Genomic DNA, 21049 nt, shown 5'->3' with positions numbered 1-21049 from the left:
TACGGGCTACATGGCTAGAAAAAACGTGAATAAGACTTGCAACGTTAAATTGAAATGTCGCCTACAGTACAATCGGGAAGTTAGCCGATTTCATGCCTATCGACACGAAATAATGAACCCGTAAAAAGGGTGGTCGGCATGTCGATTCCGTGCCGAATTATGAATTCATCATCTCGGATAAATCATAGAAATAAGAACTGTCTACCCCTCTTATATAGGAAGACGCTTTGAAGGTGAAATAACCACAGTTGTAAAGCAGGTATAAAAGGAAAAGTTAGCTAAAATTGACAGACAGTCGTTGCGATGCAAAACAACGCACATTGTCTGTAAACAGCTAAGGGACGAAGAAATATTAAACTGTGTTATTTGCCATAGCTAAATTAAGGCATATCACACACCTCATGCTCATATGGACTTACTGTATGCATCTAAGCTGTTGATGTTTAAGACTAACAATATATGGCTCGATAATTGCTTATATAACTTCGCAAATGAGTCTTTATAGCAGCGAAGCCCGGATGAAGCACAGCCCAATCCGGGAAGTTCGAAGCCACGCCCCCCCGTATTCCGCTACCTTGTATAACAGACTACGTGCTTACAGTAGGAATAGTAAATTGCGGCATATCACATAATTCATGCTCAAATGGACTTACTTTGTGCAATTATGTATTTGATTATTAAGCTATATAAGCCATGGCTCGAAAAATGCTTTAAATTTAGTTAAGTTAACTGTTGCAACGAATAGCTTGGCAGTTACCGCTATCCAAGTGCACACAATTTTAACCGCCGCAAAATAGTCCCGCCGTCAAAAACCGGAAATAGAACATGAATCTTGAATCCGTTTACATTCAACATCAATCAGAATTACAACTGCACTTGGCTCGCATCGTCGATTGTCCGGAGATCGCTGCCGAATTGGTACAGGAAGTCTTTATCATTTTTTCCAAAGAAATCCGGAGGCAAAAGATAGATCATCCAAGGGGATTTCTATTTCGTACCGCCAAAAACCTTGCCTACGACCACATCAAGCACCGAAAAGTAACCGAAAAACATATCAACAACACCTCGCTGCTACCTAGCGAAGAAGCGCCTTCAGCCGAACATCAGGCCTTGGTCGAAGAAAAACTATCAATCTTTTCCGCTATTGTTGACGAATTGCCGGAGCGCGTCAGAGAGGCCTTTATTTTAAACCGCGTTTACGGCATGACCTACGCGGAAATAGCCATAGAACTCAATATTTCCGGAAGCGCTGTGGAAAAGCTGATATCGAGAGCATTATTGCATTACCGTCAACAATTCAAAATCCGTCAGTCCGATCTTAGTAACGACTGAGGTGAAAATGAAAGTAAATCGTCTTATTCATTGGAAGGGCTATGACCGGCAAAGCGCACAGCCTTACATATTAACAATCTAATCTACGGAGAATGGCATGAATTGGGACGAGGAAGACACAACCATTTATCAGGTCGTAATCAATCACGAAGAGCAATACTCCATCTGGCCGGAATACAAAGACATCCCAAACGGCTGGAAAGCCGTCGGCCCCAAAGGCCTAAAACAGATATGCCTTGATTATATCAACGAAGCCTGGACGGATATGCGACCATTAAGCTTACGGCAGCATATGCAGCAAGCCGGATTGGAGTAAAATTTTAGGCTCTGTTCTCGTTGGAGGTTGAAAAAACATCGGCAACTTTGCAGGACGGGCTATTTAACCCGTCCCTAACGTTTCAATTTGCCCCAAATATCTCGACTTGCCTTAGCCACGGCCGAAACATTCAGGACGTGGCGCAATACCGTCCTGCCAAAAAACACGTAGCCCGTATGCAGCGCAAGCGGAATACGGGGAATTCATCGCCACGCCAGCCCCGTATTCCGCTACGCTCCATCCGGACTACGCTGCTTTTTTATATTCAAATATGGGATTAACTCTGCCAGTATTGCTGACGGAACCCGGAATCACGCCACCCGCCTCCCCCCCAGAGTAACCCGGATTTCTACGCTATCCCACGGTACATACACTTTATTCTCATCGCTTTTTTCAATCAACCCGTGCGCCATCATGGCTTGAATATCGCGGTGCACGTTACTGTAATTGCGCCCGAGTCGCTTGGCCAGTGCGTAAATGGATTGCGCCCCCGTAGCTTTCAACACATCCAGCAACCGGCAGCGTTCGCCGGTAAACTCGGCAAACAATTGCCCGGCATCGGTAAACCCCAGATGATAATCGGCCGGGGCTGACTCGCCGGCGTCAATCGCCTTGACCAACGCCAGCGACCGGGTAAATACATTATCCAGAGTGCTCAATTCAATAATCGCTTTACTCATTGTTCACGCTCCATCACGCGCCGCACATCGCTGCGAAAATCACTAATCAGGGTTTCATAATCGGTAAACCAATACGGTCTTTCATTCTCGCCATCGTGAATGTGATCACCCTTACCGCGCTCATTATCATAACGCAATCGGCATTGACCATTACGGCCGCAATATAGACGGTATTTATATAAATGGTCGCTACCCACCACCGGCGCGGCCAACCGCCAAATGACCATCTGCACCGTCCATTCTCCCAAGACGACTTTTTCATTTAAAACCGGTTCGGCTTTAGTTTTCATGTATTGCATTCTAAGCAATATAGTGCTTAGAATGCAATATAGTGCTTAGAAGCAATGTTTTAAAAGGTCAGATCCTGAGGTATCCCCACAAATCGCTAGTTCCCAAGCTCTTTGCTTGGGAATGCAGTGCATAAATAACAATAAGTTACATATTACATGAAACATTATGTTGTTGACTTTATAGTCGTTTATCTTCATGGCGAATGAATTTTTTATGATGTATCCGCGAATACTTTCGTAGCGCGTAGCCCGTATGCAGCGCCAGCGGAATACGGGGAATTCGTAGCCTCGCCTGTCCCGGATTGCACTGCGCTCCATCCGGGCTACGGTGTTCAATGATCGTCGAACACCGCCGGCAAGTTCGGCGCATCCAAAATCCGCTCTGCCCAGATTTCGAGTTGCTCCGACGTGGCTTGATCCAGACGTCGTTGAATCGCGCCCGGCAACGGGCCGAAGCGTTTGATCAACTGGCGCTGAAGCAGTCCAGCCTCGCCCTCTATTTTTCCTTCCACTTTTCCTTCGGCCTTCCCTTCCAATTTACCTTGCTCCAGAGCCAAACGCTCTATCGACATCACATAAGTCATCGTTTCCGCCTCCAGTTGTTTGATTTCATAGGTTAATTGCCGTTCTAACTCATCCGGGAGCTGCATCAGCCAATCTATGACCCGTAACAACTCCATAATATCCTGCCGCGCGTAATCGCGCGACAACCGAAATAATTGCTCAAATATGTAACCCCTTTTTCTACCAATGTATACGAAAAAACCAACTTATCTTTCAATTTTCAACCATAGCAAATTATTTTATATAGCTATTTTTTGGGGATATCTCAGGATCCGACCCTATTTATTAACAACGTCATCTCGTTAGGGATTGCCGAGATCCAGCCCACAAGGAACTACCGCAACCTACAACCAGACCCCTACCCGAGATGCTTGTAAACAATCTTCGGCATATCCAGGCCCGAAATAGTCACTGCACCACTCAAGCCATTAGCTAAATCCAAATCGATCAAACACCATCCTTTCGGCGAACCGCATCCGCTCGGCAACGACAAGAATCGGCTCGGCCCTTGCACTGCGGTTTCCACTTGAGAAACATCTAACGAAAATCCTAGGCCGACAACTTTGATGAAGCTTTCTTTCCTTGTCCAAAGTCTGTAAAAAAATTCTTGCAGCCGCTCCTTCGGCAAATCCGACCAAAACCGAGTCTCTTCCTCAGAAAAACATAACGCCACAATCCCATGATAATCGACCCGATCCGTCCATACTTCGATATCGACGCCGATATCATAAGCATAACCGACACCAACCGCCATATGATCGCCGGAATGAGCCAAATTGAATCTAATGCCATTGGAATTGCCGCAGGCAACAAAAGGTTTGCCGTGCGCTTGTGTTGAAAACGTGATTGTTTCAGGAGGCATGCCCAGATACTCGGCCAAAATCAACCTGAGCTTCCCGTGGCTTGCCACATAACTCCGGCCATGCCTTGTTTGCACAAAACGCAAGGCCTTATCTTGCTCATTTTTGTCCAGTAGAGACCAATAATACCGATACTCTTCATCGGTAATGACTAACGTTTCAAACCATAAATCGATATCCATACATAATCATCCTGCGATCGATCAAATCGTCGATCACGAAAAGCAATATTCGTTCCGGCCTTATTACAAGGAAATCCCCAACGACTGGCGCGCCGTCGGCCCCTAGTAAGAATGCCCGGACTACATCAAGGAAGTCTGAATCAATATGCGACCGCTGAGTTTACGGCAGCATATGCGGGGTGCGGGATTGGAATAATGGAAAAAATCGGACAAAAGGATGTATACAACACTTTTACCGGCCAGCGGATTCAATACACAACAGTCATTTAGTACCAAGCATCAAAATTGGAAAGAGTAAAAGCCTAAATCGAGGACTGTTCAACTTCTATCTTGATAACTCGCTAATTTCCGCAGAATTGCTTTCCCCTTAAAATACCAAGAAGCAATTTCAAATAGTAAAGGTGTATGCCAAGGTATGCCCGGTGGGGGCAGCCATCTCAAACGACGTGGATCGTTCCAGAAAAAAACAACAGCCGATGTGAATTCCCGCGTGTCAACGCCATGCCACCAATAGATTGGAAAAAAGAGCATTTCTCCCGCGTTGACTTCACACTCATAGTAGTTTGCATTTGCATACAAAGGATACTTTTCTAAATCAACGGGCTCATCCGTAATCTTGCTGAAATTATATTTCTGATATAAAAATTGAGTTTGATCGGGTGCGAAAAGTTTAACTTTTTTACGACCCGAAACAACACAAAGCAAAGCTTTTCCATAAGGATGAAAATGTATCTGGGAATATACATGACTCCCAATATAACAAGCAGCCAATGGCTCTTTCGAATCGATGTATGCAGGGACAGAATAGTCCGAAACCAATTCCGGAAGAATTTTTTTAACCGGTTGCTCGCTAAGATACACGCGATCTTCTTCGACTGGATTGTTGTTTACCAGAGCCAAGTATTCCGATAACGTCATCAGTTCGCTAGATGCTTCACGATAATTCCCGTTTTTCATCCGCTTTACAGGAACTCCCCGCTCACCAGCAAGCGACTTGAAATATTGTGGATTCCATAGTGAGCAAGCTTTCCATTGGGAAACAACTCCTGTTATCAACACTGGCTTACCCGGTACCGCATATAACTTATTAAACTCTTCAATCGATGGGTTATATATTCTTTGAACTTGCAATGGTAATTTTGCACTCGAATACATTGTGTAATCTCCTATTGTTCAACCGCAGAACCAATATCTAACTTTCTTTTTTATAATTTCTCATAAAACTGGCGACACATATGCCACTCATAACCATAAGTTATGGTCGATATCTTAAAACACCGATCATAGCATATTTAAACTTATTTATTTAAATACCAAGATAAGAAACGAATGTGCAATAAATGGCTCTCTAATGCGGCAAAATTTCAAAAAACCTAAATTTCTTCAATGCAATATTCAGCTATTATTATGTAGCTATTAAAACCCAACAAGTAGAACGTAACTATTCAGTCCCCCGGCAATTATCGTTCCCATGCTCTGCATGGGAATGCCTGAGTACCGCTCCAGCGGTACGAGACGCTAGAGCGTCTCGGGCGGCATTCCCACGCTGGAGCGTTGGGGAACGATAAGGGGTGTGAACAATTACAGTAGAACAAATTATCTATTTTACAAAGCTAACTAGCTCCCCAATCAAACTCCTTACCCAACAAATGCCAAAGCTTTTGATTATACGGTTCGAAAAAAGCACGTAACTTGGCAATACTTTCCTCATCAGGCGGAGGCAATATAAGTGGATTTTCATTGACTCTATCTATAAACTTGGGTTGTTCAAAAGACGGCAATCCAACGAAATCATATATATTATTTAAAAACTTATTGCTATCTGAAAAATAGTCTTGCACATCCAGTACTAGTACATTATTTTGACCAAAACATTCAACCCAATAACCAACAGCCTTCCAATATATACTCGTTTGCAATGGATCAAAACCACAGGCAGTAAACATAGGATATTCAGGAAAAATGGATAATGCCTTATTCACATAATTCGGAAACGAATTTAAAAAAGGCAAATTATTCGATCGTTTTTTTCCAGCTACAAATATTTCCCACTTCCACTGTGAGTAAAATCTTTTAACTGGATCCCTTAAGGTTAGAACGATTTTAGTTTCAGGCTGCTCTCTGGAAATATTATAGATTAACTCCATCCAATGAAGATATGGTGCCAAAAACGGAGTTAATGCCACTTTATTTCGAGAAGTAAAAACCTTTTTCTCCTTTTCTGTCGGGTAATTTATTCGCCATTTTTCAATATCAGAAGATAATATCTCTTTAGCTAATGGAGTCATGACATTAGGATGCAACATGACACTGATAGCTAAGTCGCTGGTACCGCTTTTGATTGGACCAACGACACAGAAATCCGGTAAAGTTCGCTTGCCAGAGAATTTTCGTACAAATTTTCGCCATGCAGGGACATAGCCAAAATAATGTGGAAGAAATTGATATTCAATCCACTTTGATAAATATTCAATTTTAGAAGGTTCTTCGTCGTCAGAAATATATCCGTTATGTATGCTCGTATATTCAGCCGACAAAAAATAAGCTCGAGACAACATCTTTCTTTTATAGTAAAAATAATTATCATCCATGTATTTAAGTAACCTATAAAGTATTAATAAAAATAACCAAAGCAATACGGCTCTTCCAGATTTCCCGTGGTAATTCGAAAAATTAGCTGCAAAGCAAATTCTTAATGAATAAATTACATTTAACATCAGTTGCTTAAAGAAAATCTTCTTTTCTTATTCGGTGTCGATCCGCTATTACCACGGCAAGTACGGAAGAGCCAGCAATACATTCAATGTAATTATTCACACCCCTTATCGTTCCCCAACGCTCCAGCGTGGGAATGCCGCCCGAGACGCTCTAGCGTCTCGTACCGCTGGAGCGGTACTCAGGCATTCCCATGCAGAGCATGGGAACGATAATTGCCGGGGGACTGAATAGTTACCATTCAATTATGGCTCTTCCGAATTTCCCGTGGTAATTTGAAAAATTAGCGATAAAGAAAATTCTTACTGAATAAATTACATTTAACATCAGTTGCTTAAAGAAAATCTTCTTTTCTTGTTCGGTGTCGATCCGCTATTACCACGGAAAGTACGGAAGCCTCAATTATTTTATTGAACTATCTTGTTTTTCAATGCTTTTGAATGGCTTTTATTACTTGCTCTGCACTTATGCCTCCAGCGCACAACTCCCGTTACAAACAACAATGGACAAAGCAACCCCGACAGGCATACCAATATGCGTCCAGTCATTCCGAATGCTTGACCGGAGTGCAACGGCCATTGCCAATGACTTAGCACCTCGCCAGCCGATCCAATAGTCGGATCATCAATATCCAGAATTTCGCCGCTGTAGCGGTCTATGACTATGCAACGACGACGCAAGAGACTACCGGCTTGTTTAACACCGTCCTTACAAACGGTAAAGGTCGAATCAGGTTTCATCGCACCGTAAATGACTTGCAAACGCCCGCTTGGATACACTCGCTCAGCAATTTTTACAGCATCTGCCATTCCCAAAGATGCTAAGTTGGTGTTTGGATTAGAATGAAACCAATAGCGATAAGTCGCTGACGAAAACAACTCGACGACCGGCACCACATATTTCGGCACGGTAATGTAGATGCCGGAAAACAATACCGGTAACAGTACAGCAGCCGAATAAATTCCACTGGTTTTGTGTAGATCGAAAATTAAACGTTCGGCGCTGGCCTTGCGCTTAATGGTCAAAGCTTGACGCCATTTACCGGTTAAAGGCCACCAGACGATCAGTCCGGTCAATACCGAAATAATCGTCAATACGCTAATGACGCTGACTGCCAGCTCACCGTATTCACCCAGAAGCAGCGAATAATGCAGGATAAAAATAAAATCGATAAACGTTGTTGGAAAGAGTTGATGACTAGACCAACGTAAACGTTTACCTATCACCTCAGCAGTGTACGGATCGACCGATACCTCCCAAAATTCGGTGGCGCCATGGGCAATCGGAACGGCATAACGAATCCTGCACGCGGCTTCGGCATTCTGCGGATAGTGCATATGCGCTTGTTTAGCTTCTCCAGGCATCTCAGGGACACTGGCGGCAATAATATCAACCAATGGTTTATAAGTGGCATCCGCGAACGGTGGTTTAACCGTCAATAATCCCGGTGCCAGCCATTCGTCAATTTCGGGATAAAACGCCAGGATGCTGCCGGTTAGGCCGATCACGGCAATAAATGTACCGAAAAGCAAACCGAGCCAAAGATGAATGCTTAACCAGAGTTTTCGACGGCGCTTTAGCCGAGCCAAGCGGATTTCGCTAAGTATTCTTGTCGAAGTCATTGTGAGAATTTAGGGGCTTCTTCTCCCCTCAAGCTCCATAAGTTTTGAAAATGATTCTGCAAATCAGTCTAAAAGCCCTGCAAGCTGGGTTAAGCTGTAGCTGTTACCTAACCCGCAATTCCTGCTAAAAACGATATTCAACTCCGCCAATCACTGAGCGAGTACCACCCGGGTTGAACGCGGGTACATCAACACCACCGGCATTACCTCTTACCCAAACCGAAGAAGCATAATGTTCGTTGGTCAAATTACGCGCATCAATAAATAGATTCCAATGTTTGCCGTCATCCCAACCGGCACGAGCGCCAAGTAATGCATAAGACTTAGCAGACAAGGTGTTGGAAAAATCCACCCAATTAGAGCTGACAATTTGTGCATTCGGTCCGATATAAAAACCGCCGGGGTGTTTATAAAGCGCTTCTAATCTGGCGTTATGCTCAGGTATTCCGGGTATTCGGTTATCACCTAGATTCTGATCGTTATCAAAACGAAAGTTATTCCAGGTATAGTTGCCGCTAAGACGCAGTTCATCGCCGGTTGTAACAAGGTTTAAAGATAAGTTAGACTCCAATCCGAGCTCAATACCCGTGTGTAAAGTAGTGCTATCCGCATTTGTCGCGGTAAAGGCGCTACGATCAGTTGGACTGCTAACGATCAAATACTCGTTATTAACCCAAGAGTGATAAAATGCTAAATCCCAATTAAAGAAATCTGTTTGCCCACGGGTACCAATTTCTACTGTGCTCGCAGTTTGAATATCACGGGGTGGCTTCAAAAAAACATGGGCTAAATTTGCTAGCGGCGGCGGTTCCGAACTGCGACTTAAGTTGCCAAAGACCTGAGCTTCTTTGGTCGCTTGCCAAGTAAAACCAAGTTTAGGATTAGGGGCAAAGAAATCCTTATGCGCTTTGTTGTAAGGTGTTGCAACACTGGGAGAGAAACCAAATGTGCGTTCATATTTGACACTGCGATAATTTATCTGAATACCAGCTACCAGTGTAAATGTGTCGGTTAAGCTGAGTTGGTCTTCCAAATAGACTTCGATATTCTTCCATTCGTCGCGCTCTTGCGCTAATAGCGGTCCCCGTCGCCTATTAACGGTCGCATAATCAAGATCATCGATGAACATCCACTGCATCAAACCGCCCCATACCACCCGGTTTTTCAGACCTAATAGATCGCCATTGATTTCGTGCCGCCAGTTGAATCCTGTGTCTTGCCAAATATCTTCCGGGGTGGCGCGAATCCATTGAAAGTTAAATTTTTTATACCCGTAATAAGCGCCCACTTCGAAGGAGTCTCCATTGTCCATCTGTATTGAATGCTTCAAATCCACCCGATACAACGGAAAGTCATTTGGAAATGCCCAGTTAGGTCCAAACAAACTCTGAGTGTTTTGTTGTGGATTGTCCTTAACTTGCTGTTTTGTTAAGGGATCCAACCCAGTGAAATTGTGTTTTTGAATGTCGAAATACAAACGAGTTTCGTGATTTTCGTTCCAACGGTAACCAACATTACCGTGGCCATAGAACTGTTCCTGTTTATTGTTATCACGGGTGGTGTCGGTGCTTAGATAGGAGAACGATCCGTAAACATCGAAACCGTTGTCGAACACTTTGCCAACGCTAAACGTTGGATTGACGTAATCATAAGTACCCCATTTCATACCGACTCGCATGCCTTCGGCTGTGTAGCCGGTGGGGGTTATCAGATTGATTGCTCCTCCGAGATTGCTGCCACCATATTCAAGCGCATTGGCGCCCCGGTACACCTCGACGTGGTCAATGGCATACAAGTTGAACGTTTGAGTATCGAAAGTACCATTTGCACTGGTAAAAGGCATGCCGTTACGGAGTATTTTCAGTCCGCGAATAGGGGAAATAATCGAATTGGCGTCGGAACCGCGAATGGAGATGCGCGATCCACCTGCCGATCCGACGCTGGAATCGCCGACATAGACACCCGGCGCATTGGTAAATACGTCGTTCACCGACAATACCGCGCCCTCATTTATTCGCGCCCCATCAATTACCGTTGTCCCACCAGGAACGCGATTAAGTTTAGTTTGAGATTCTGTAATGGATGGCGATGTCAGGCTGGGACTCTCTCTAGAAGCAGTGCCAACGACAGTCATAGGTGTTAATGTGGTCTCTTTGGTACTTAACGCTTTCTGTGCCTCAACCAGCTTTATCGTATCGTCGTTCATATATTGATAAGTATAATTGGAGCCCGCCAATAGCTTCTGTAATGCCTGATCCGGAGTGTAGTCGCCTGAAACCGGCGACGACTTAATGCCGGATACCATCTTTTGAGGGTAACTCATTTGAATACCTGTCGCTTCGGAATAGGCAAACAATGCTGAGGCCAAATCGTTTGCCTGAATATTAAAATGTATTTTCCGGGCTTTATCGGCCGATTGTGCAGGTATAACCTGAACTAATGTCCCCATAAAAACAAACCCTAACAAACATTTTTTGATTGCACCGTCCAAAGCAAAACCGTCTTTTATGACAGCCCTTGCAGTATTTTTTCTCATGGCTCTACCTGTTTTATCGATATAAAAATGAACACAATCCAGTGTTTACAATTGGAAGACGATTTGCTCCGTCATTCTCCACACCATCAGGTTCAACCACAAAACCACTTCTGATAAAGTAGTCTTGATAACGAGCCATAATATTCCGATCCAACAATTCACACTTCACGCCTAATGCCGACAACGCCTTATGAGTTACTCGGCTGTCATATAAAGGAGCCCCATCTACTGGCAATTGCGCATCTCCATCATGGAGTTGCTCGGCGAACATCGGCAATAGCGACGCTAACGCAAAACCGTTAGGGTTAGAACGGCCAAACTCCAACACTTTTTCCAACCAATCGCGATAGGGAATACGCTGCAACCGGTAACCCAGGCTTGAATAAAAATCCAGCCAATCATCGGAATAAGGTGGCTTGGGGTGATTCAAGTGAAAAATACAACCTATGGCATCGGTTTGTTGGGATAACGCAACTATCGCCCGACTCATATAATCGACCGGCGCCATGTCGATGCGAATACGCTCACGCGGCGCATAACCCATTTGCAGGCAGCCTTTAATCAGGCGACACCAAAAATCACCTGTATTCCACGTCCCGCTACGGCTGTAGCCGGCGACAATTGCCGGCCTGTAAATGCTGACTTGAAAGCCTCGCTCCCTGGCCGCAACCACCAGTTTTTCAGCGACCCATTTGCTTTCTGCGTAACCGTTCGGCAAATTCCCATGCTGCTCAGGTTCGTCAGTTTCCTTATGACCTGTTACGTAGCGCGGAGCTTCGCTAAACACCGAGACTGTTGACACATAATGAATGGCCTTGGGTCTGCCGCGACAAGCTAAACGCAATACTTCTTCGGTTCCCGTCACATTAGCGGCTTTCAATGTCTGGTAAGGCTGAACAAAATTCACCAGCGCACCGTTGTGGTAAATCACCTCGCTACGCTCGGCAATTTCCCGGTAGCGGCTCTCGGACAGTCCAAAATTCGGCTCGGCCAAGTCGCCGCACACGGCAATAACCCGGCTAAAATCGACGCGCTCGGTCAATTCATAAAGTCCGGCTTGCTGTTGCAGGCGAACCAAGGCCTGATGTTCGTCGCGGGCCCTGACCAGACAATAAATGCCCGCTTGGCTATGCTCCAGCAGATCGGCCAATAAAAATACGCCCAGAAAACCGGTAGCACCGGTCAAAAATATCGTTCGCGCGGCGGCGACATCGATACCTTTTTTCGCTAGCGGCACGATAGCAGGATCCAGCACGGCTTCGGCGTCGAATTCTATTGTTTGCCCGGCTTCCCCATCGATCAAACGAGCTTGGGCGGCAACCGTCGGTTCAGTCAAAAACACGTTGAATGCAACCGTAGCCGCTAACCGTTTTTGTACAAGAAAGTACAGTTGCGTCGCCAACAACGAATGTCCGCCCAACGCAAAAAAATTGTCTTTGATGCCGACTTGTTCCAAGCCCAAGATTTCTTGCCAGATTTCGGACAGGATTGTTTCGGTCTGGGTGCCAGGGGCGATGTACTGTTTACAACGCTGTTCGCTAACACCGGGAGGCATCAATCGTTTCCTGTCCAATTTGCCATTCGCGCTGAGCGGCATCTCATCAAGCAATACGAAAGCGCTGGGCACCATATAATCCGCCAGAACGTCTTTTAGCCGGGCCTTCAAACTGTCGATTTGTGTCGTGCCGGTTTCACTTTCCACCAGATAGGCCACCAAGCGCTTGTCATTAGGTTGATCCTCCCGTGCCAGCACCACGGCTTCCTTAATGCTTGGATACGCCAGCATTTGTGCTTCGATTTCGCCCAATTCGATGCGGAAACCCCGAATTTTGACTTGGTGGTCGATGCGATCCAGGTACTCGATATCGCCGTCCGGCCGGTAGCGTGTGAGGTCGCCGGTTTTGTACAGCCGGCTGCCTGCCGGGCCGAACGGATCAGGAATGAATTTTTCCGCCGTTAAATCGGGACGGTTTAGGTAACCGCGGCCCAAGCCGATGCCGCCGATGTGCAGTTCGCCGAGTGTACCGATCGGCACCGGGTTCAGGCTACTGTCGAGAATGTGCAGACGGATATTGGCAATCGGTTTGCCGATCGGAATCGCGGTTTCTTGGCAATTTTGCGGACAGGCCCAATAGCTGACGTCGATCGAAGCTTCGGTTGGGCCGTACAGATTGTGCAACGCGGCCGGCAGTTTTTGCTGGAAGCGTCGTACCAGTTCTGCCGGCAACGCTTCACCGCTACAGATAACCCGTTTCAGGTTTGTGCAGCGTTCGACGCCCGGCGTATCGACGAAGGCTTGCAGCATGGACGGGACGAAGTGGATGGTGGTGATGTCTGTGCGCCGGATCAGTTCGATCAAGCCTTGGCTGTCTTTGTGCAAATCCGGTGCCGCTACGACCAAACGGGCGCCGGTCATCAACGGCCAGAAGAATTCCCAGACCGACACATCGAAGCTGTACGGGGTTTTTTGCAGGACAGCGTCCGTGTCATCTAAGCCGTATTCGTCCTGCATCCATTGCAGACGGTTCAAAATACCTTGATGCGGCACGCCGGCGCCTTTGGGTTTTCCGGTGGAGCCGGAGGTATAGATGCAATAAGCCAGATTGCCGCGCATTAGATTGGGGCGTGGATTTTCGGCGGGGTGAACCGCTACATTCGCCCAATCGCTATCCAAGATGAGCGCTTGAGCTCCGGCAAAGTCCAGCCCGGCGAATCGGTCTTGAGTCAAGACCACGCTGGGCGCAATGTCGGTCAGCATGAAGGCCAAACGTTCCTCGGGATACCCCGGATCGAGCGGCACATAAGCCCCACCAGCCTTCAAGATGCCCAGTAAGCCGATCACCATGTCCAGCGAGCGTTCCAGGCAGATGCCGACCAGCACGTCCGGGCCCACACCCCGCTCGATCAGGTAGTGCGCCAGTTGGTTGGCGTGGGCATTCAGTCCGGCGTAGGTGAGATGCTGATCTTCAAAGCTCAGCGCAATCGCATCCGGAGTTTTCTCGGCTTGCGCTTCGAACAATTGGTAAATGCAGCGGTCTTGCGGGTAGTTAACTTCGGACACGTTCCAGTCGACTAGGATTTGCCGGCGTTCGATGCCCCCAACCACCGAGATCGTGCGCATTAGCAGCTGAGGATTCGTTTCTAGCGCGCTTACGATGTCTTCCAACGACGTCGACATATACTCGTTGAGCTTGTCAGGCTGCAAACTCCGGACGCATTGCATCGTTAACGCGTAACCGTCGCCGAAATCGTCTACCGTTAGCGTAATCGGGTAGTTGGTTCGCTCTTCGCCGCCCACCACAACCCTCATTCCCGGCCACGGATTAGCGCTGTCTTCATCGGTCTGTTGGCTGTGCCGGTAGTTCAGTAGCGCGGTATACAACGGCAATCCCGAATCTACGCCGCTACAGCGCTGCGCCAACGCTAGCGAGGCTTGCTCATGCGCGATCAGCACGGTCAATTGTTGTTGGGTAGCAGCCAACGCCTTTGCGACAGAAACCTCGCCCACCCGGATTCTAAGCGGCAAAGTATTGATAAACATCCCCACCGTCCGTTCGATCCCCTCACCACCCCACATGCGGCCGGTTAAGACCGTACCGAATACGACGTCGTCTTGCCCGCAACATTGCGCCAAGACTCTGGCCCAGGCCAAATGATACAATACCGCTGCGCTGACGCCGTAGCGCTTGATTTGGGTTCGGATCCGTCCCGTCAGACTGTCCGCAATGGCCGTTTTCGCTTCGGTAATCTCGCCGCAATTTTTCATATCCAGTATGTCGAACGGTGCCGTTGGCTCGATAACGTCGCCAAGCTGTTCGCGGAAATAGCATTCGTGTTTGTCGGGATCCAGCAATCGAAGCTGAGCGATGAAATTGCGATAGGGAAACGCTGGCGGCAACTCATTAGCGCGCCCATTCAGCAGTAAACGAATTTCGCCAATAATGAATTCCAGGCTGATATGGTCGCAAACGATATGGTGGTTTAGCAGTGCCAATAACCATTCGCCGTTTTGCGGCTCGGCTATCACGTATGCCGCTAACAAAGGCGCTTTACCCAAATCCAAGCGCACATGGCTTGGGTCGCTAGCAGCCAATAATGACACCAATGCGCCGCCGCTCGGAGCAGCCAACTCATGAAGCGGCAATAATGCTTTTCGACAAACCACCTGCACCGGCTGAGGCAAATCCTGCCAAGCCAAAGAGGTACGGAGTATATCGTGCCGCTCGATGACTTGCTGCAATGCCGCAACGAAGCGATCCACCCTTTCGCGGCTATCGAAGGCAAGGATTGATCTTGATAAGTAAGTGTCGCCTTCGGCGTCCATCAAGTGGTGAAATAAGATGCCCGATTGCAGCGGCGCTAACGGATAAATGTCTTGAATATTACCGATGCCGCCCGGCGCGGTCTCGACAATGCGGTCGATGTCGGTTTGCGACAACTCAATCAACGGCAATTTGGTGGGGGTGATACTTGCGGACGACGGTGCACTTTTTATTCTGATCGAATCGTCGTTCCATGTTTGCAGCAACTCGATCAGCGATTGTTTGTGATGTTTTAGCAAGCACATAGTCTCCGCGTCCATCGCCCCTTGCGGAGCGCGGATCACCAATTCCCCGCCGTCCAACAATACCCCGATATTTTTTTCTTGTATCCTGGCGATAACCTGTTCCAAACTCATAATCTGAATTCCTCTAGCGTTTCTTCGGGCTCGTATTCCGCTTGGTCAAGCAAATTGGGCGGAATTTCAAAATTGTTTTGGCGAACGGTTACTGCCGATGCCATATTTGCCAATATCGGCGTAATAAATACAGTTCTCGCGTCTATCGTCATCTCGAGTACCGAAAGACGTTGAATGAGTTGAATGACTAGCAATGAATGCCCGCCCAATTCGAAGAAATGATCGTTGCGGCTAATACGTTCAACACCCAGCAATTGCTGCCAGACTTCGGCTATAGCTTCTTCGGTTTCGCCAGTCGGCGCTACGTATTCGCGATTGCCGAAGCCAATGAAATCCGGTGTCGGTAGCCGTTTGCGGTCGAGTTTGCCGTTGGCGGACAGCGGCATGGCCTTCAGTACCACGAAGGCGCTGGGCACCATGTAATCCGGCAGATGTTGTTTGAGCATGGTTTTGAGGTGCTCGGCGAGGTTGCGCTCGGTCTCTGTGTCTGCTTCCGTCGGAAGTGGAACCACATAAGCCACCAACCGTTTGTCGCCGGGTTGGTCTTCTCGTGCAACCACTACGGCGTCCTTGATCTCCGGTTGTTGCAACAATTGGGCTTCGATTTCACCCAGTTCAATGCGAAAACCGCGAATCTTGACTTGGTGGTCGAGTCGTCCCAGGAACTCGATTGCGCCGTCGGCGCGATAGCGCACAAGGTCGCCTGTTTTGTACAACCGCCCGTCGGCCGGGCCAAAGGGGTCGGGGATGAAGCGTTCGGCGGTCAGGCCAGGGCGTTGCCAGTAGCCGGGCACGATGCCGGCACCGCCGATGTACAGTTCGCCGGCCACGCCGATTGGGGCTGGGTTTAGTTGGCGATCCAGGTTGTAAAGGCGGACGTTGGCGATCGGCCGGCCGATCGCTAAAGGCCGATCCTGGTCGTCTGGCCCGGCAAGATAGATGCTGCTCCAGACAGTGCCTTCGGTCGGGCCGTATTCGTTGTAGAGTTTGGCATCGGGCAAAACGGCAAGGTGGCGTTTAACGACATCAGTCGGACAGGCTTCGCCGGCGACGATGGCGACTTGCAGACGGCTTAAGGCTTGGGTAGTTTGTTCCAAGAGCACCGCATACAGCGACGGCAAGGCCAACAAGTGGGAGATGTCATGTCGCTCGATCAAGGCAGCCAGCGACACCGGGTCTTTGCTGCTGTCTTCATGGGGTAGGCATAAACAACCGCCTTGAGCTAGGGTCCAGAAGATGCCGGCCACCGAGCTGTCGAAAGCAAGCGACGATAACAACAGATAAGCTTGCACCTGTTCGGGATATTCGCTGAGCCTGGCCCAAGTGGAATGCACCGCGTTGCGGTGGTTCACCGCCACGCCTTTGGGCCGGCCGGTGGAACCGGAGGTGTAGATTAGATAGGCCAAATGCAAAGGATGCACGCTCACTGACGGGTTCGTGGCGGGATACCCGGCCATAGCCGGCCCGTCGCTGTCTAGGTGGATGATACAATCTCTCGTCAACAAGTCCGTAGGGTACGCAGCATTCTCTGCAAGTTCGGCGTTCAGTGCTTCGCAGGTTAGCAATAGCTCGATGCCGGCATCGGCAAAGATCAACACCCGCCGCTCGGCCGGATAGTGAGGATCTAGCGGTACATAAGCCCCGCCAGCCTTCAAGATTCCCAGCAAGCCGACGACCATCTCCAGCGAGCGTTCCAGGCAAATGCCGACCAGCACGTCCGGGCTCACACCCCGCTCGATCAGGTAATGCGCCAGTTGGTTGGCTTGGGCATTCAATTCGGCGTAGGTGAGATGCTGATCTTCAAAGCTCAGCGCAATCGCACCCGGAGTTTTCTCGGCTTGCGCTTCGAACAGCTGGTGAATACAGCGGCCCTGCGGATAGGCAACTTCGGTCGCGTTCCAGTCGATGAGAATTTGCCGGGTTTCCGCTTCGCTCAGCAGCGGGAGTTCACTGACTCTGCACTGCGGCTGGGCAACAATCGCTTGCAGCAGTTGTTGGTAATGCCGTTCCAGCCGTTCGATACTGCTAACATCGTACAGGTCGGTGTTGTATTCCCAGCTTCCGCTGATCCTGCCGTCCGGCCAGTCTTGAATATGCAGGGTTAAGTCGAATTTGGCTATCTTGCCGGAATCTTCGATCAATTCGACGCTTAAATCCGGCAGCCTTAACGTCAGCGGCTCTTGTTTGGCCAGTACGAACATGACTTGGAACAGCGGACTGCGGCTCGGGTCGCGCTCAGGCTGCAGCGCTTCGACCAGTTTTTCGAACGGCAGGTCTTGGTGCTGTTGGGCATCCAGGACCGTGGTTTTGATTTGCGCCAACAATTCGGCCACCGTCGGGTTGGTCGAGAGGTCGGCGCGCAGGACCAAGGTGTTGACGAAAAAGCCGATCACGCTTTCAATTTCCGGTCGATTGCGGTTGGCTACCGGACTGCCGACGCACAGATCCGCTTGGCCGCTGTATCGGCTGAGCAGTAGTTGGAATACGGCTAATAGCGCTATGAACAACGAGACATTGTGTTGCCGGCTCAACGCCCGTATCGCTTGCGCCGTTTCCAACGGCAGCTCGAACGATAAGGTGGCACCACGGTAGGTCATTACCGCTGGCCGCGGTCGGTCGGTCGGCAGGTCCAACACCAGCGGCGAGCCGTCTAGTTGTTGCCGCCAGTAATGTAACTGGCGCTCCAGTACCTCTCCGTTCAACCACTGACGCTGCCAGCAGGAAAAATCGGCGTATTGAATCGGTAATTCCGCCAGCGGCGCGGCGAGTCCTTGTGTAAACGCCCGGTACAGCGCGCTGAATTCCTTGACCAACAGTTCCGCCGACCAACCGTCGGAGACGATGTGGTGCATGGTTAATAACAGCAGCGCATCCTGCTGTTCGGCATTATCTTTTAGCCGCAACAAACGAGCGCGGATCAAGGGGCCGTTACGCAAGTCGAAAGGTTCGGCGGCTTCTTGCCCGCATAACGCTTGCCATGCATCCTCTTGACCGGCTCCTAAACCGGTCAGGTCGATGGGTTCCAGTTCCGCTATCAGGTCCGGAAGAATGAGTTGCACGGCTTCGCCGTCCGGGCCAGTGTCGAACACGGTCCGCAGCACTTCGTGCCGGCGGACGATGGCCGCGAAGCTTTGCGCCAGCGCGGCAATATCCAGGCAACCGATTAGACGTAAAGCCACCGGGATGTTGTAGAAGGGGTTGTCCGGCTCCAGTTGGTCCAGAAACCACAGGCGTTGTTGGGCATAGGATAGTGGGATCAGGGCGTCGCGGGGGTAGGGCAGTATCGTGACCGCATGTAGTGCGTTCCCGTCGGCTTGCTGTCTTGCTATCATTTCAGCCAAGGCCGCAATCTGGCCATGCTCGAATAGGTCGCGTAGCGGTAATTCAATCGAAAAGCGCTTGGTAATTCGCGACATCAATTGCGTGGCCAACAACGAATGCCCTCCCAATTCGAAAAAATCGTCTTCTATGCCCACTTGTTCGACTCCCAAGACTTCCTGCCAAATCTCGGCCAGAACTCGTTCGGTTTCCGTGCGCGGTGCTATGTAGGCCTTTTTCAGTTGTTCGCTGAGATCCGGCGCCGGTAACTGCTTCCTATCCAACTTGCCGTTAGCAGACAGTGGCATAGCCTCTAGTACTACGAAGGTACTAGGCACCATGTAGTCCGGCAGATGTTGTTTGAGTTGGGCTTTAAGGCGATCGACATTAGCTCGCACGGCCTCGGTGTTGGCCTCTGCATGCGGAACCAGATAAGCCACCAAGCGCTTGTCGCCGGGTTGATCTTCTCTGGCAATCACCACGGCGTCATTGATCTCCGCTTGCTTGAGCAATTGCGCTTCGATTTCGCCCAGTTCGATGCGGAAACCCCGAATTTTGACTTGGTGGTCGATGCGGCCCAGGTAGTCGATGTTGCCGTCCGGCCGATAGCGTGCGATGTCGCCGGTTTTGTACAAACGGCCGCCGTCGGCTTGAAATGGATCGGGGATAAAGCGTTCCGCCGTCAGCGCCGGACGCTGCAGGTAACCGCGCACAACACCGGCGCCGCCGATGTACAGTTCGCCGGCCACGCCGGCCGGCAGCGAATTGAGGTTCCGGTCTAGGATGTAGAGGCGAACGTTGGCGATGGGCCGGCCGATCGCTAATGGCCGGTCCAGGTCGTCCGGTTCGGCGAGATAAACGCTGCTCCAGACCGTGCCCTCGGTTGGGCCGTATTCGTTGTAGAGTTTGACGGCAGGCAAGACGTCGAAATGGTGCTGGACCACGTCGGTGGTACAGGCTTCGCCGGCGACGATGACGGCTTTCAGTCCGGACAATTGCGTGGCCGGTTGTTCCTGTAGCAGGCGATACAGCGAGGGTAGGGCCAGCAGGTGCGAGACGCGATGGCGTTCGATCAAGGCCGCTAGCTCGGCTGGATCCTTACCGGCGTCGTCATTGGGTAAGCACAGGCGGCCGCCTTGGCCCAAGGTCCAGAAAATGCCGGCCACCGAGCTGTCGAAGGCGAACGAGGATAGCAGCAGATAGGCCTCGACCGGATCGGGGTAAGCTTGGAAACGAGCAAGAGTCGAATGCACCGCGTTGCCGTGACAGACCGCCACGCCTTTCGGGCGACCGGTCGAGCCGGAGGTATAAATCAGATAGGCCAGATGCAAGGGATGTATGCTCACCGTCGGGTTCGTCGCGGGATACGCGGCAATGGCCGGCCCGTCGCGGTCTAGGTAGACGACTCCGCCTTGCGCCGTCATCGAATCCGAATTCTCCGCGAGTTCGGAGTTCAGTGCTTCGCGGGTTAGCAATAGCTTGACGCCGGCATCGGCCAATATCAATGCCCGCCGCTCGGCCGGATAGTTGGGATCGAGCGGCACGTAAGCCCCGCCGGCCTTCAAGATGCTTAGCAAACCGATCACCATCTTCAGCGAGCGTTCCAGACAGATGCCCACCAGTACGTCCGGTCCCACGCCCAGTTCGATCAGGTAGTGTGCCAGTTGGTTGGCTTTGGCGTTCAGTTCGGCGTAGCTTAGGCTATCGCCTCCAAAGCTCAGCGCGATGGCGTCCGGGGTTTTCTCGGTTTGGGTTTCGAACAACCCATGTAGAGTAGGAATATCGGGATGATCGAATGCCGTGGAATTCCATGCCATCTGCTGCCTGCGTTCCGATACGGTCAATAGCGGCAGTTCGCTCAAAAGGCAGTCCGGATCGGCCAATACGCCATGCAGTAAGCATTGAAAATGCCCCAGTAACCGGAGTACGGTTTTGCGCTGCAATGCATCACAGCGA

12 protein-coding genes are annotated in these 21049 nt (G+C 49.6%); 2 read left to right on the top strand and 10 right to left on the bottom strand.

Translation table 11 applies throughout. The annotated features are described in order from the left end of the window. Positions 1-825: 825 nt before the first annotated feature. Both MEALZ_RS07495 and MEALZ_RS07490 read left to right on the top strand, forming a co-directional pair. On the top strand, positions 826-1332 hold the full coding sequence (locus tag MEALZ_RS07495) for an RNA polymerase sigma factor (protein ID WP_014148018.1): 507 nt from the start codon (positions 826-828) through the stop codon (positions 1330-1332). 97 nt (positions 1333-1429) lie between these two features. Further along, complete coding sequence (locus MEALZ_RS07490) at positions 1430-1648, top strand: MbtH family protein (RefSeq protein WP_014148017.1); 219 nt, start codon at positions 1430-1432, stop codon at positions 1646-1648. Between the two features lie 311 nt (positions 1649-1959). Here the strand turns inward: MEALZ_RS07490 and MEALZ_RS07485 are convergent, their stop codons facing one another. The 10 genes from MEALZ_RS07485 to MEALZ_RS07440 all read right to left on the bottom strand — a co-directional run bounded on the left by MEALZ_RS07485 (position 1960) and on the right by MEALZ_RS07440 (position 21036). Beyond that, positions 1960-2328 (bottom strand): HVO_A0114 family putative DNA-binding protein, encoded by a 369-nt coding sequence (locus MEALZ_RS07485; protein WP_014148016.1) that lies wholly within the window; start codon positions 2326-2328, stop codon positions 1960-1962. Next, positions 2325-2618, bottom strand: coding sequence for a toxin-antitoxin system TumE family protein (locus tag MEALZ_RS07480; RefSeq protein WP_014148015.1), 294 nt, complete (start codon positions 2616-2618; stop codon positions 2325-2327). Before MEALZ_RS07480 ends, MEALZ_RS07485 begins: the two co-directional genes overlap by 4 nt. Positions 2619-2950: 332 nt before the next feature. After that, positions 2951-3328 carry a DUF4351 domain-containing protein gene (locus MEALZ_RS07475; protein ID WP_162472931.1) on the bottom strand — a complete coding sequence of 126 codons (378 nt, stop codon included), beginning with the start codon at positions 3326-3328 and terminating at the stop codon, positions 2951-2953. A gap of 212 nt (positions 3329-3540) precedes the next feature. Beyond that, positions 3541-4224: a 4'-phosphopantetheinyl transferase family protein gene (locus tag MEALZ_RS07470; protein ID WP_014148013.1), complete on the bottom strand. Its 684-nt coding sequence runs from the start codon at positions 4222-4224 to the stop codon at positions 3541-3543. Positions 4225-4542: 318 nt separating this feature from the next. Next, entirely contained in the window at positions 4543-5379 is an 837-nt protein-coding gene (locus MEALZ_RS07465) for a cupin-like domain-containing protein (RefSeq protein ID WP_014148012.1), read from the bottom strand. A gap of 458 nt (positions 5380-5837) precedes the next feature. Next, positions 5838-6941, bottom strand: a complete 1104-nt coding sequence (locus tag MEALZ_RS07460) for a sulfotransferase domain-containing protein (RefSeq protein ID WP_046061042.1) — start codon at positions 6939-6941, stop codon at positions 5838-5840. A 405-nt stretch (positions 6942-7346) separates the two neighbouring features. Further along, the gene (locus MEALZ_RS07455) at positions 7347-8561 is read right to left on the bottom strand and encodes a PepSY-associated TM helix domain-containing protein (protein WP_014148010.1); all 1215 of its coding nucleotides are present in this window, start codon (positions 8559-8561) and stop codon (positions 7347-7349) included. A gap of 124 nt (positions 8562-8685) precedes the next feature. After that, entirely contained in the window at positions 8686-11097 is a 2412-nt protein-coding gene (locus MEALZ_RS07450) for a TonB-dependent receptor domain-containing protein (protein ID WP_014148009.1), read from the bottom strand. A 13-nt stretch (positions 11098-11110) separates the two neighbouring features. Beyond that, positions 11111-15775 carry a non-ribosomal peptide synthetase gene (locus MEALZ_RS07445; RefSeq protein WP_014148008.1) on the bottom strand — a complete coding sequence of 1555 codons (4665 nt, stop codon included), beginning with the start codon at positions 15773-15775 and terminating at the stop codon, positions 11111-11113. Then, on the bottom strand, positions 15772-21036 hold the full coding sequence (locus tag MEALZ_RS07440; protein ID WP_014148007.1) for a non-ribosomal peptide synthetase: 5265 nt from the start codon (positions 21034-21036) through the stop codon (positions 15772-15774). Before MEALZ_RS07440 ends, MEALZ_RS07445 begins: the two co-directional genes overlap by 4 nt. Positions 21037-21049: the final 13 nt, after the last annotated feature.

Origin of the sequence: Methylotuvimicrobium alcaliphilum 20Z, assembly GCF_000968535.2 — a bacterium.
Taxonomy (GTDB): Bacteria; Pseudomonadota; Gammaproteobacteria; order Methylococcales; family Methylomonadaceae; genus Methylotuvimicrobium; species Methylotuvimicrobium alcaliphilum.
The sequence above is the reverse complement of the archived record's forward strand: the minus strand, read 5'-3'. Positions and strand labels throughout refer to the sequence as shown.